Source organism: Marinobacter sp. F4216, from assembly GCF_019931195.1.
Lineage (GTDB): Bacteria > Pseudomonadota > Gammaproteobacteria > Pseudomonadales > Oleiphilaceae > Marinobacter > Marinobacter suaedae.
This window is the reverse complement of the sequence record NZ_JAIOUO010000005.1, coordinates 1-13,318: the sequence shown is the minus strand read 5'-3', so window position 1 is coordinate 13,318 and position 13,318 is coordinate 1. Positions and strand designations below refer to the sequence as shown.

Here is a 13,318-nt window from a genome sequence, read left to right as displayed (position 1 = left end):
TCCCGTCCATAAGGGTCACAACCGAACTCATAAACGAGACAAACAGGAGAGCACCATGACAGAGCAAAGACAATCCAGACTGAAGCCGGTTAACACCCAGAGCCCGGAAGAGCTGCGCAAGCACTTTCGTCAGATGAACGGCATGCTGAAAGCCAGCGGTGGCGGAGTTAGCGAAGAAGACATTGAGCGGATGATCCATTTGCATTGCGAAGAAGGAGTTCCTCTCGACGAGTGTGTCGAGAGAATTACCCAGGGAAGGTAAAAGACATGAGTCACAGAGAGTTGTCCATCAAGGGTTCCATTGCTCTCAAAAACATTGCCAGTAAGGAAGAATAATGTCAGAGCTTCAAGAAGCAAACGTAGCGCCCCAATCGTTTTCTGAGAAAGATGAGGCGGCAAAAGTAAATGCGCTGATCGCCTACGGACTTATGGTTGTTGGTTTTTTTACGGGGATCTTTTGGATCATTGGTGCTGTTTGGGCAATGGTTAAAAAAGAAGATGCTAAGGGTTCAATCTTTGAAGATCATTTTTCTAACATCATAAAAACATTTTGGTTCGGGCTGGGCCTTCCAATATTGGGCATTGTATTAACCTTCATGCTTTTGGGTTATCCCATCCTTTTCGTGGGTTACCCCATACTTTTTGTCGTCTGGATCTGGTCAATCTATAAGGTGGTGAAAGGTCTTTCAAAGATTACCGCGAACAAAGCCTACAGCTCATAAAAAAGAGTCGACAGCAATACTAAGCCTGTGCTTCCTTTGCTGCATGTGCAATCCAAATGCCCACTTTGCGAACTTTGCCCCGAGTTTTCAGTTACGATTTAATCGATAATCCGGCCATTTAGCTTTAGGGGCTCTTGCATGATTAGTCTGCGTTATCTGAAGTGTGCAGGTTATTTTTTTAGCCAGCGGTATATTAGCCGTCATGTTTCGCCTGAAAGCTCAACATGCCAGTGCCTTAGTTGTGGTTTTGGCGAGCATATTTGTAACTCTGTTTATGTCGCTAATCGCGGTTCGTTAGCCAGTTTTTAGAGACTTATATAAGCGAAAAACAGTTATTTTTGTCATTGATACCGACACCGGGATGCGTCTGAATATAGGGCGGCATTTGTGATAGAACAAATCATGTGGAGGCAAAAGTCAGCAACTAGTTTTTATTCGTGTGCAGTGTCACTTTTAAAAAATGATGTTAAAAGCCTGCTCACTATATGTTCATTGCCTAGGTTGGAGGCTCTCTATTGTGTAAATTAGACCTCGACAGATCAATGTCATTAAAAATTGCACAGGCGTGGTTATCGAGTCGGTAATAAAGAGGCCGGGAGACCAGGTAAAACAACACAGAAATGAAGGACGACACTTTATGCTGAAAAACAGGACGTATGCCGCGAAGTTGGGGCTTATTTCCGCATTCATCGCTATGGGCTTGGGTGGTTGTAGTGAATATCCAGGCGATGGTCGACTCGATACGTCGGCGATTACATCAAGCAACAAAATCGTAGATATTCGCGGGGAGGTCTATGGCGTAAAGCCGGACGCGGTAGCTAAGGTTTCTGCATTGCGGAGCGACAACAAAGCAATTTACGCCCTTGCATCCAGTGAAACCCAAGCGCTGATTGCAGCAGGCGAGACTATTCCGGATCTCGTGCTTGAGTATCCAAAGGTCGATGGGCTGCCTGATATGAGCTCTTTCCAGGCGACGATTCTGGAGGGCATTAATAAGGTTATCGCGGAAAACAAGTCAACTTATGACACGAATCTCGCCGAGGCTGAGGCGAAGGTGGCAGAGCTGGAGGCAGAGCGGGCTGATCTGATGAAAGTGACTGCAAAGTTTGATGCGGCCGTGGCCAGCGAGAAGAAAGCGCTGGAGTCAGCCGAGGCAGAATTGAGCAGCGCCATCAGCGACTACAGCTCGGTTATCGAAACGGCGGAAGCGGACATCAACAAGCTCGCGCTTCCCAAGAACCTGACCGACATTGGCCGCTTCAGCAACCCGGTTACCAAGTATCGCTACATCGACTACGCAGAACGCAACGCGCGAGTGCCTTCTTCCTGCCCGCAGCAACGCGGCTACGAAACGGTAGACCTGCGTTCTGAGCTGTCATCTTGCATGTATATTCGTCTTCCGGACGACTACGGTGCTATCAAGGCGCAAGTGGTCGGTATCGTGAAGCAGGGCATTATTGATGTGGAGGCTGCAAGCAAGCGCATGGGCGAAAAGGGTAGCTGGCGCAGCAAAGCAACTGGCGCATACCTTGCCGTAGCAAATGCTGAACAGGCTCTAAAGCAGGCTCAAAAGAAAGCACGCGCTGAATTTGGAGATACCCGCAGACAGCAATATGAGCTGCGCGACAACGAGCGAAAGTTGGCTGGCGCCCAGCAGGAACTGACAGAAATGAAATCGGACGAGTTTAAAGTTGCAGCTCTGTCTGGTGAGGGTTACGAGTACGATGCGTATTACATGCACAATTTCGAAGAGGCTAAAGCTCGCCACAAAGCCTATATGAGCGCTGTGAAGGCCGATGCCATGCGCAGCATTGTGAAGACTGCGCCACTGGAATTTGATGCAGAGGCGGAAACTGCGACGTTCTCCGGTGTTGACGGTGAATTTGATGCGCTGATGGTTCTTGGTGATGTAATCGTTGAGACAGGTCGCGGCCGAACTCCGGTAACTATGCTTCAGTACGTAAATCTGACCGATCCGGCCATTAAGGAATCCGACGAGCTTGTCGTGGTTTTTGATCGCGATGCCGGAAGCAACGCGGGCACCATTGATCGCGATGACGCAGAAGAGATGCAAGACAAGCTGATCTACAAAGTTCAGAAGGATGTTTCCAGGATGCTCGCGGAAACTCGCGAAGCCAATGATAAAGCAGCTTAATAGCTGAATCTGATGCACGGCCCAAGCCAGCCCGGCGAGGGGCGTGCAATTTCCCGCCTCCTAAACCTGTCTTCCGACTCTGAGGTGGGATCCGTCACTCTGAAAACTTGGAGGTCAAAGGAGGGGAGGAAGCCGTCATTTGCAGAGAAGCTATCTAGCGTTATGTAGCAAGGAATAGCTTTTGATCAGAATCGTTCTAGTTTGCTTCGCTCTCAGTGTCATTTTGACTCCACTAAATCAGACTGCGTTTGGTGTGTTGTATCTAGATCCTGATTGTGATGCTCAACTAGGCCTTACAGGGCAGCAAGTGAAAGACCTCATCATGATCGACGGGGTGAATTACCTCCGCTACTTCCGTAATCCCGTCTATTACTTCATGGAAAACTGGCCCCTTGTTATGACCATTTGGGTGGTTGCATTCCTGTCCTCGGTAATTTGCTTACGTACTCAGAGAGCGGACTGCCATGCTACATAACAAGGCCATCAAATTCGTGGAATTCCCCCACGAAGCGTGACACCCCCGAGTCTCAAACGGAGGCACTTTTGGTGGCCTTGATCGGCCATTCTGAATGTCCGCTTTGCGACCATCCAGGCCTCTCCAATTTAAACAAAAGCGAATAGTCGTAATCGAGCGAAAGAGTTCGGTGATCCCATCTTGAGCCGGGAGCTGACGTCGTCCGGATAGTGTCCACTTATTTTCTAGTGGACACTTAACATGAACGATGGCGCTGCCCAACGTTTGAGGCTGTAGTCCAACGCTTTGGCCGTGCCGGAGCCATCCGGGACCTTCTGTCGATGTGCCAGCATCCACTGATGCAGTGCGTCAGCAATTGGTTTGGCTCTGGTTTGTCGGGTTTCCCGCGCTTATCCGGTGGCAGGCCTTTGGCTTCCCGTACGATCTCGTAAAGCCCGCCGATGTATTCCAGGGCCTTGGCCGCCAGTTCGCTCTTGTTGGCCTCGCGCAGGTCGTAGAACTTGCGCCGGGCGTGGGCCATACAGCCGAATTCAGTGATGCCGTTGCCGAACAGGGGAGTGCTGTTCTGGACGATCAGTTTTAAGCACATAATGTGCAGCATCGCAAGTAAGTAGTCAGTTCTGACTTGGGATTGCCAATTGCTTTGCGATCTGGCTCCAAAACCGCTACACATGGTGGCTACGAAATGACAAGGAGTGCCTTTTGAAGACCAATGAATCCGAAAGCCACCCAAGTGATCCGACCTGGGAAAAATTACTGGATGACTACACCGGTCTTCAGCTAGACCGAAGCAAAAGAATTGAAGAGGGCAAAAACGACTTTAATCTGTTGGCATCGGTCTTGAAGGTGAACGATGAGGTGCGGCTTCACACCCGATTTCTATTCGCTATGTTCAATCCGAAAGCTAGGCACTTCCAGGGCGTCAGGTTTCTGGAGTTGTTTCTTCAGGTCATCAAGAAAGAAACCTTCATAAATCTGAACCCTGACACCCTCACAATTAAGAAAGAATACTGCCCGGTCAGCAAGGATGATCAGATCGATCTTTATATCTCAGACGGTAAAAAGACAATCGTAATTGAAAATAAACTCAACGCGCTTGATCAACCCGGGCAGGTAAAACGCTATTTACGGGGGGTTGGCGCAGACGGCAGCAAAGATTTCCGAGACACTTTGTTCATCTATTTGACCAAAGGACGCAGCGTTCCATCCCAACGCGCTTTAGCCTACCCTCCAGACAAGCAAACGGAGAAAGAAGATCCAGAACCTCTTCGAGTCTTCAACAATGAAGTGATAGGTGCGGCTGAAGACAAGCCTTGGGCGCTGTATCAGAACCTGTCCTACTGCGGCGCAGATGGGGGTATTCAATCCTGGTTAAATGACTGTTTTGAGGTAGTAAAGGACCGTGGGCCTGCGGAGAATATTCGATGGGCTATCCGTGACTACAGGGATGCCGTTAAACGAGCCACAGGGGAGTATTCAAGCAACGTGAAAAGCCTCAAAGAGCATTTCGAGGATAATAATTGGGCGGGTGACGCATACCATCATAAAGCAATCCAATTCGCTGAGGAGCTGCGCCAAGCCCACAAAAGCTGGCTCCACGAGGCGATGACCCAGAAATTGGACTCGCTATTCCAAGCTGAGCGTGACGCTGGGACGTTAGTGCGAATTGGACCTAATGATGGAAGACTGCTCGAACCCTATTTAAGCCGTAGCGAAAAGCGGAAAGCGAAAGATCTCATCTACCAAAAATCTTCGAACTTTTTCGGCGAGGGCCGGACCACGCTGCGGGGATCTTTCTTTCTGGTGACCGGCGACTCCAATAAACATAAAGATCAAGTGGTCCTAATGCTCTTCTACGGAAGGGAGTATTTGCATGTCGGCTGTCTATTTTCGTCGGACGAAAAAACTAAAATGTGTGACGTAAAGTCGGTCAAAGAATTAGCCTCACTGAAAAGGTCTTTGGACAGTATTTTCTTGAACGCACATACACAGAAGGTGCCCCTCGCAAGTACCGGCATCCTCAGTCTGGCGAACTTCGAGAGAGAGCGACGGAAAGGATGGAGATTACGCAGAAAGAGTAATTTTGGAGAAGTTGGCCCATAAATTTGCGCCAATCAAAGACTGATAAGGAAGGTGTCGATAATGACCTATGACCCAAATTTCGATCAGTTCAGGCTGGACCAACTTGCCTCTCAGTTTTTGTCTGGCAGTTCAGCCCAGGGGAAGGTGATATTTTTTAGTGAATCTGATGATAATCGTCTTGATGTCTCAACCTGGCGTTTAGAAGACGAAGATTATGCTGAGTTCAAGAAGTCTGGGTTCTGGATGTACCTGATGGAGTTGCTGGACGCTTTGCTTGTATACCGAGCGCGACAAAAACAGCCGAACGCCAGTCAGGGTGTTGTTCACATCGACCGCGGGCATCTCCACCTTGAGTGGGTTTCTAAGGAGCAAGTAGAAAGCTTGAGGAGTGCTGAAACCGTAGATTGAAGACGAAATCCAAGTCGAGTGTGCTTGTAGTTAGTCAGTTCTCTTGGATTGTCAGTCCAGCGCGGCTTCAGGCTTTTGGCAATCCAAGGTTGTTTGGTCGCCTTGGCCCTTTCTCGACCTCTCCAGCCAGGGTTGTTCTGCTGCCCACTCCCGGTGGCCCTGGCATGTTCAGTGCGCTCCCAGACTGCCAAACAGTTCCGATCTTGTGCGGATAACGGCCGTTATCCAAGGCACGATTTGTTGCTCGAAACCCCGGCTTTCTGCATTGCTTTCAGCGAAGGGCCTATCGGGAGAGGACATCGATCTGATCAAGCGAAACCTCGGGGGGCTGGAGTTTTGTAGAGCTGGCGGCGGAATACGGCGGTACCGCGGACAAGTATCGACGTCGAATTAAACGGGCTTTGGAGAAAGCTGGTATTGATCCGGGGTTGCTTGGGTAAAGACGTCTTGGTGGAGCCTTTTCAACAATTTTCGCGAAGGTTATCTCCATAAAACAAAGCGAAACCGAGTGCCTTTCGCCACTCTGATTTAGACCGTTCCTAAACAAAAGCAGACATCTACGGTGCCAGTGTATCGACTGGAAACGGAGTCAGGGGCAAAAAGGTTGTTTCTGCTGGAAATGGTTGAATTAAAGGTGCCAAAAGGTCGACTGAGTTGCATTGCGTGTCAATAAAAAGCCCCGTATCGGTGATTACGGGGCTTTTTTGGCCGATCAGGCAAAGACTCAGAACTTGCTATTTTTGTTCTCCGAGCATCTTCTTTACCTTGCAACCTTCCCTTATAGGATGTCAGCCATAATGCTGTCGAAATTGTTAACGAACTCGACGTATGTCAGATTCGGGTAACCCGGTGCTGTCACCAGTGCATCGAACACCGCCTTGAAACCGTCTTCAGAGGCATCGGAATCGTCGTAGGTCACCAGACGCTGGTTCAGGTACAGCTCCGCCATGAACAGGTCGTTATTCACACCCTCCATTGCCATGACCAGCGCCGCATTCAGTTTGTCGTTCTCAGCAGCAGCCTCCGGGATGCCTGCTTCACTGAGCAGATCCGCCGTGGGCTTGGCAATGTTACGATCCAGCAGAGAGTACGCCACTCCTTCTTCGAACCACTCCGGCATGCCGGTAAAGTAGTCGTAACGATAGGTGGTTGCCAAGTGCTTGTTCACCTCCTTGGCCATCGCCACACCCAGGTCGGTGTTGCTGATGTCCTCAGAGACCACTACAGCATTGATGCCATTCTCAGACTCGAAGCCGCTCGGAATGTTACCCTCGGTCAGGACGCAGACATTGAATACTTCGTCCACCATGGCATCGACGAACAGGTCCGGATAGTTCTCTTCCATGTACGCCTGTTCACTAGAGCCTTCCCATGCTGGAGAGAAATTGTCCACGTACTGGTACAGAACCCCAGCGTTTGGATCATCATACTCATATCGGACGAATGCGTATTGCACTTGCTCCAGAATGGTCTCTCTCAGGTTTCGATCTGCGGTCAAAATGACTTCTGATACCGCGTCACGATAGGATTCATGCTGCCCGTTTGCGAACATCGCCTTCTCTTCATCTGACAGATTCAGATCAAGATGGAAGGAAAGTTCATGCATTGCCCAGATCTCGATTTCTCGACCGCCGTTGCCGTCGGAACCAACAACCACCGGGATTCCATTTCTGGCATAATCGTTCAAGATACGATTCACCGTTTTCGGATGCAGGTGACTGAACAGATCAGCCATGAAGGTGTCTTTATTGTAGCCAATGCCTGCGATGGCCATCTCCAGCGTGCCTTGCGCGGCATCACCGATGGACTTGAGCTGATCGTCCGTTGCACCGCCGTCACTGTAGACACGGATCAGACCGTTCTCGTAGTAACGATCGTCACGACCAACGCATTCGGCAGCTTCACCAGCGTTGGCCAGGCCGAACATCGGATCGAAGGCTTCACCGGTTACAGCAATGCTCTTGATCTCGCCGCTGTAGCTGAAGGTCATGTCGTCCAGGACACCCTTCTCTACCGTCAGTCCCAGATCACCGCCATCACCGGTATCGGCACCAATGCCGCTATCATCACCACCATCGACTTCAATGTTACTGTTGATGTCGCCGCCTGAAGAGGCTTCTGAACCACCACCACAACCAGTCAAAAGAAGTGCACTGAACAGTGCTCCAATAATCTTGTACCCGTCTTTCATAAATCTCTCATTTCCGTCACTCTGAGTTTGACGAACGCTTGCGGAGCGTTCGAAGAGGTATGGAGACCCTATCAAGACACATATTTATTTCCAGTGAATTAGCTAACTAATGTGTCAAACGTTGTAAATTAAAGGTCATATATTTATGTTTTTTAAACGTTTTTAATTTTTGTCAGAAATTCTGGCGAGCTTGTCCCGATTATCCGGCGCTCAAGCGCCTTAAAATTGGCCTGTAAACTCAGCTAAGATCGGCCGAACCACTGTCTTCTTTGCGACCAGCGCCTCCTACTTTTTTCTGCGGAAATGCGTGGGATTTAATGCGAATTCAAACTAATAGGCCGTTAAAACGGAAGGTATCGGTGGAGCCGACAATATTAAATGCAATTATTGCTGGTGTGGTCGCCCTAATATCTGGTGCGATTGGATCTCTTTTCGCGCCCTGCGTGGCATGGGGAATAGAAAAACGGCGTATCAAACATGATCGCCGTGTAAAGCTGATCGTTTGGTGACGAGAGCTTTTGTCAGAACAAGATTTCGACAGGTTGCATTTGCTAAATGACCCAAGTTACGGCCCCTGAAGGTACTTTTAAGTCAAAAAGCGAGAGAAAAATTAGAGAGGCCTACGACCCATATATCATTGTCGTTAGGGAGCCCAATAACAAACTTCGATCGTGACCTAGTTTTGCAGGAGGTAGCACGAATCGAGAAAGAGTGGGGCTTGATCTGAATAGTTTTAACAAGTTAATCAAGCCGACCGTTTTGCGCTGGCGCTCCAAACGGCGGTTTATTCAGTGCGTTAGGTACTCAGGAGGAGTTGTGTTTTTGCTAAACAATATTCACGATCGTGACTATAAAAAAGTCTACCCGAATATCTCGGGTGTAATTTTCGATCTATCGGATAGCCAAATTGCGAACGCAAGAAACTCCGAATGGCATGATATTAAACCGGGCGCGATTGTATGCGTGCTCAGGAGCTCTAGAAAAATGAGTACGTTTTTTCGTGTCTCATCCATCCGAAAAACGGAAGTCACTGATGATGCAGGTGGTTACCAACATGTCCTTATCGGAGATATTATCGGGAAATTACCCAAGGACATAAAGATGACAGATCTTCTTAATACGCGTAAGGTGAATCACCCCTACTTACCAGATAATAAGCTCAGTATCGGATTCAATGTGGCCAACCTCGGTGACGCGTTATCTGAATTGAAAATTAAGATCAAAAATGGAACCTGTAACCTCTCCGAGTTGGAGCCTAAAATAGATGAAAATATCTGATAAGTCACTGTGGTCCCAATACCGATTCCCCGCTATACACCCAGTTCTGCCGCCCCATCTGAATGTCCGCTTTGCGACCCCACCACCCATAATTAGCCACCCATTGCTTGATCAGCTGGCGTAATCTATGTGTTCTTATTGCCAGGTTGTTTGGTCCCACTTGGCCTCATTCCATACAGCTTGATCGTTGATTGAGTTAGGACCAGAAGGTTGAGCCTGGGAAACGTCAGAGTTGGCGGATGAGCCTCCGCCACACGCGGTGATACCAGAGAGCGCGAAGAGCATAAGAAGGGTGTGCATTGGATAAGTCAAGCGGGTCGCTGTGGCGTTCCTGCAATCGCTTCTCTTTACGGGCGAAGCCTTTTCGTGAAAAGCCATTTGTTTCACCTTTTGGGTTAATTGAGGCGGAGAATAGCCATCTATCAAGGTGTGAACCAAAGGCCGTTAACGACCCCGCTAGCAAAGGGTGTGTTTGCCAAACTGCCGACTGATTGTCCGTTCATTCGGTAATAGATAGCCTTGGCAGGTTCGTTTTCGCCTGGCCGGCTTTGTAGTATTAACCCTACGTTCTTGGCTCTTAGGCGCGTGCCCGAATTATCGGCTATATAGCTCTGTACCATTATGTCATTAAAAGTCTGATTCAGAGGTGCGCCGATTTTTAGTGGGGTCTCGTAAGCTGAAACCAGCGAGGAAAAATTTGAGAGGCGAACTAATTCGTTGGTCTCATCGAAAACCGATATTACAGAGTGAACCAGTTCGGATTGTGCCAGAGGGTTGCTGTTTCTGGATTCTCGGTAGATACCGACCTCAGAAGAATCAATTGCACCGTCGCCATCGAAATCCCGATTGGTCTCAGATCCGGTGGCCTGAGAAAATCCACGGTTAGGGTCGTCACTGGTTCTGGGGAGCGCGTACTTCCATTCGGTGTATGAGGACACTACGGTGGGGTTGCTTCGGGCCGTGCAGACTTGAGCCTCAATCCAAATTCGCTCTGGACTGGTAGCTCCGGAAGGCCCGCCAACAGTTTGATTGTCGGTGTTGTCGAAAAACGTTCTCAAACGATAGACCACCTCGTTGCAGCCACCATTACCGCCGCGGTCATGTTTGAGTACGATGACGTTGCGAGCAGCAAGAGCGCCACTAGAGGACGCATCGAGGATGTATTCCGCTCCGAAACTAACACCCCCTGAAGCATTGACTGACGCCAGGGCGGCGAAATTGGCGTTTACTTCTTCAGCTCGTGCGGGTTGCCCGGCGCTAAAAGTGTACGGGAGTTCAATGGCATGAGAGGCAGTTGAAATGACCAGCAGTGGAGGAACAATAATGTGTCTTAAAATCATACTTACGTCCTTGTTATTAAAGAATTTAAGTTGCGCTTGGTCTGACGCAAATGTGACCATGTTGCGCCGAGGTTGATTGTTGCGTCCGCCCTGCTGGGCCCAAGAACGCGTGTGCCCTCTCGTTTGGCAAATATGAAGTTAAAAGCTACATTACCAACCTAGCTCAATGTTGTGCTTTAGGATTGACCTGGTTCACAAATAAACAAAAGCATGCTTAAAGGTATGTGCTGACACTCGTGTGGCGGCTCCACTCACCAGAACCGCCTGCCTCATTTGACGCGAGTAAGAAGAACGATGAAGATCGTGCCGGCACACAATCGGCCCGTACTTCTTATGCATTGAGGCGGGCACCGAAGTAGGGCCAAATCCATCGGCCAGATCAGGTTCGTGCATGGACCTTGCCTGGGCGATTTGTCGCTCAAGGTTTTCTCTGAAATTTCCTGGATTCAGTGTGTATTGGTCTTTCAGCCCTTTGCCGTTGAATACGAGCAGATTGCGGCTCTTCAAATCGATGTTTTTAATGCGAAGTGATAGCGCTTCGTCGATTCTCAAACCGCATCCATAGAGCAGAGCGGTAATGAGCCAATACTCGCCTTCCATGTTGGGAAAAATCGAAGCTACTTCATCGGGACTAAGGACGGTCGGCATACGCCGAGGTGATTCAGAAAGCGCTCAATCTCGTGGTTGCCCATCACCTCTAGGTGTTTCTTGTCGTTGAAGAGGATGAATTGGCGGACGCAGTAGAGATAAGACTGCTCGGTGCGGTAGCTGTACTGCTTGGTTCTGATCTCTGTCCGAACCGATTCCAGAAACGGTGATTTCGCCACAGTCGCCCTCTTTGGTAGCTGCTGTATATCCGTACAGTTACAGCAAAAAGCCGCAAAAACGCCAAATTTTCTGCGGTTTAACGTGCATGGCTATGCACGTTTTTTACAGGACACCTCTATAGGAAACTGTTTAAAAAGGTAAATCATTGATCCTTTGGATTTAGCGTGCAAAACCACGTGCACGCCTTTCACAGATCTAAACGCCCGACAACGGCTCGAGGCAGGCCAGTAAGACTCTGAAAAATTTAGTATTTGGTGTGTGAAGTGGTTTTTGACGGAGTGGTGTCGTTGCGGTTTAATGAGAATTCACGCTAATAAGCTGTTAGTTGCCTTTCCATATCGGAGTAATTTTGAAATTTAATCATATTGAAAATGTTACTGTTGAAGCCACATTCTCCGATTGTGGGAGGTATCGTTATTGCTTACGCGTCAAGAAAAATGATGCGAGCGGCAATAAGAAAGTTTGTGTAATTATGCAAAATCCAAGCGTGGCTAATTCAGAGGTGGCTGACCGCTCTGTTCAGTTCTTGGAAAAGCTCATATTCCTGAAGGGATACTCTGAATTTAATGATGTGAACGAAATCGTTATCGTAAATCAGTTTGCATATGTTCAGACTAATGATTTCAGCGGCTCATCTATCCATATCGGCCCTGAAAATGACTCATACATTAAGTCGGCTGTAGAGTCGTCGGATATTGTTCTTGTGGCGTGGGGTTCAGGCAATGGATACAATGAGCGTAAAATGGCTATAAACGCTATTATTTCCGCAGCAAAAAACAAGACCTTATTGCAAACAAAAGCTCATCCGTCGCGGGGAACATACGTTGATTTCGTAACGCCGTATAGCAACTAACAGACGGCAGCAATCGCTCCCTCCGGTCGCTGGGACAGCCAAAACGCTGTGCTTATTTGTCTGCCCTTGTGCCGGGCGTTAGGCAGCAGTAGGAGTAATTCGTGACCACTGCATTCGATTTAGCTACTAAGCTTGGCGACGAGATTGAGCAATTCCCTCTCGGTCAATGCAGTCCAAGTGATGATCCAAACTTTCAGTACGCCTATAGCGCTGGGTTTCGGGACATAGCTCGTCGATTTGTAGGAGCCGTGAAACGTATCGGTGATCCTGACCTTACTGATCTTGTATCTTCACTGAATTTGGATGTAGCTCCTTATATTGCACACGCCCATGATTTACGAAGTGAGCTTTACGTAGTGATCGATGCGTTGAGAGAAGCGAGCAGCGATCCAAGTTATGGAGAAATCGTCGCAAGCAATTCCGCATTCTTGAATGCAGATTTATTGCTGACCCTGAAAGCCACCCCGAAAAGTAAATTTGACAGCAGTAAACTTGTCAAAATGTGTGAGGAACTAAACGATGCATACGCGAGAGGTAACTACATTACGGCCGTTCTGTTGCTCCGTGCTGTCATGAACCATGTCCCACCGATATTTGAAGTCAAATCGTTTAGAGAATTGGTTGCGCAGTCGGGTCGCAGTTTGAAATCGATTTTGGGCCGGTTAGAGGATGAGGCACGCCCGATTGCTGATCTCCATACACACATGACAATCAGAAAATCAGAACACATCCCTACGAAAAACCAAATTGAACCATACAAAGCAGCTTTCGAGCTTTTGATTGCGGAAGTAGTAGCCCGGCTGGAAGGTGAGCAAAGTGCCTAACCAGCGCATTAAATTCGTTTCGGCCTGGAGGGCCTCCACCGGACGGCTTTTTCTTCGCTTCGCTGCGTAAAAGCCGCCGTTTATGTGTAAACACCCCTGTTTCAGTTGCACCGCTGATTAGAGTTTTCCGCCCGTTGGTGTTTCGCCAGGTATTCCCATGGC

General features: G+C 48.7%; 12 protein-coding genes and 1 pseudogene. 8 read left to right on the top strand and 5 right to left on the bottom strand.

The window, feature by feature from the left end; genetic code table 11:
• The first annotated feature begins 55 nt into the window (after nucleotides 1–55).
• The 3 genes from K8I84_RS11905 (at nucleotide 56) to K8I84_RS11895 (ending at nucleotide 2,877) form a co-directional block, all read left to right on the top strand.
• Nucleotides 56–262 carry a hypothetical protein gene (locus K8I84_RS11905; RefSeq protein WP_223794994.1) on the top strand — a complete coding sequence of 69 codons (207 nt, stop codon included), beginning with the start codon at nucleotides 56–58 and terminating at the stop codon, nucleotides 260–262.
• Between the two features lie 73 nt (nucleotides 263–335).
• Nucleotides 336–722 (top strand): DUF4870 family protein, encoded by a 387-nt coding sequence (locus K8I84_RS11900; protein ID WP_223794993.1) that lies wholly within the window; start codon nucleotides 336–338, stop codon nucleotides 720–722.
• Nucleotides 723–1,359: 637 nt separating this feature from the next.
• Nucleotides 1,360–2,877 (top strand): hypothetical protein, encoded by a 1,518-nt coding sequence (locus tag K8I84_RS11895; RefSeq protein WP_223794992.1) that lies wholly within the window; start codon nucleotides 1,360–1,362, stop codon nucleotides 2,875–2,877.
• Nucleotides 2,878–3,603: 726 nt separating this feature from the next.
• Here K8I84_RS11895 and K8I84_RS11890 read toward each other — a convergent pair.
• A pseudogene (locus K8I84_RS11890) lies at nucleotides 3,604–3,902 on the bottom strand (IS66 family transposase); the annotation flags it as partial.
• Between the two features lie 152 nt (nucleotides 3,903–4,054).
• Between K8I84_RS11890 and K8I84_RS11885 the strand changes: the two are divergent.
• Both K8I84_RS11885 and K8I84_RS11880 read left to right on the top strand, forming a co-directional pair.
• Nucleotides 4,055–5,455 carry a PD-(D/E)XK nuclease family protein gene (locus K8I84_RS11885; RefSeq protein ID WP_223794991.1) on the top strand — a complete coding sequence of 467 codons (1,401 nt, stop codon included), beginning with the start codon at nucleotides 4,055–4,057 and terminating at the stop codon, nucleotides 5,453–5,455.
• A 39-nt stretch (nucleotides 5,456–5,494) separates the two neighbouring features.
• Nucleotides 5,495–5,842 carry a hypothetical protein gene (locus tag K8I84_RS11880; RefSeq protein ID WP_223794990.1) on the top strand — a complete coding sequence of 116 codons (348 nt, stop codon included), beginning with the start codon at nucleotides 5,495–5,497 and terminating at the stop codon, nucleotides 5,840–5,842.
• Between the two features lie 778 nt (nucleotides 5,843–6,620).
• Here the strand turns inward: K8I84_RS11880 and K8I84_RS11875 are convergent.
• Nucleotides 6,621–8,033, bottom strand: coding sequence for a hypothetical protein (locus tag K8I84_RS11875; protein ID WP_223794989.1), 1,413 nt, complete (start codon nucleotides 8,031–8,033; stop codon nucleotides 6,621–6,623).
• A gap of 816 nt (nucleotides 8,034–8,849) precedes the next feature.
• Between K8I84_RS11875 and K8I84_RS11870 the strand changes: the two genes are divergently transcribed.
• Nucleotides 8,850–9,311 (top strand): hypothetical protein, encoded by a 462-nt coding sequence (locus tag K8I84_RS11870; protein ID WP_223794988.1) that lies wholly within the window; start codon nucleotides 8,850–8,852, stop codon nucleotides 9,309–9,311.
• A 422-nt stretch (nucleotides 9,312–9,733) separates the two neighbouring features.
• Here the strand turns inward: K8I84_RS11870 and K8I84_RS11865 are convergent, their stop codons facing one another.
• The 3 genes from K8I84_RS11865 to K8I84_RS11855 all read right to left on the bottom strand — a co-directional run bounded on the left by K8I84_RS11865 (nucleotide 9,734) and on the right by K8I84_RS11855 (nucleotide 11,478).
• On the bottom strand, nucleotides 9,734–10,651 hold the full coding sequence (locus K8I84_RS11865) for a hypothetical protein (protein WP_223794987.1): 918 nt from the start codon (nucleotides 10,649–10,651) through the stop codon (nucleotides 9,734–9,736).
• 192 nt (nucleotides 10,652–10,843) lie between these two features.
• Nucleotides 10,844–11,299, bottom strand: coding sequence for a tyrosine-type recombinase/integrase (locus K8I84_RS11860; RefSeq protein ID WP_223794986.1), 456 nt, complete (start codon nucleotides 11,297–11,299; stop codon nucleotides 10,844–10,846).
• On the bottom strand, nucleotides 11,269–11,478 hold the full coding sequence (locus K8I84_RS11855; RefSeq protein ID WP_223794985.1) for a phage integrase N-terminal SAM-like domain-containing protein: 210 nt from the start codon (nucleotides 11,476–11,478) through the stop codon (nucleotides 11,269–11,271). The genes K8I84_RS11860 and K8I84_RS11855 overlap by 31 nt, the downstream gene beginning before the upstream one ends.
• Nucleotides 11,479–11,828: 350 nt before the next feature.
• Here K8I84_RS11855 and K8I84_RS11850 point away from each other — a divergent pair, with 350 nt between their 5' ends.
• Nucleotides 11,829–12,332, top strand: a complete 504-nt coding sequence (locus K8I84_RS11850; RefSeq protein WP_223794984.1) for a DUF1643 domain-containing protein — start codon at nucleotides 11,829–11,831, stop codon at nucleotides 12,330–12,332.
• A gap of 101 nt (nucleotides 12,333–12,433) precedes the next feature.
• Nucleotides 12,434–13,156 carry a hypothetical protein gene (locus tag K8I84_RS11845; RefSeq protein ID WP_223794983.1) on the top strand — a complete coding sequence of 241 codons (723 nt, stop codon included), beginning with the start codon at nucleotides 12,434–12,436 and terminating at the stop codon, nucleotides 13,154–13,156.
• Nucleotides 13,157–13,318 lie beyond the last annotated feature (162 nt).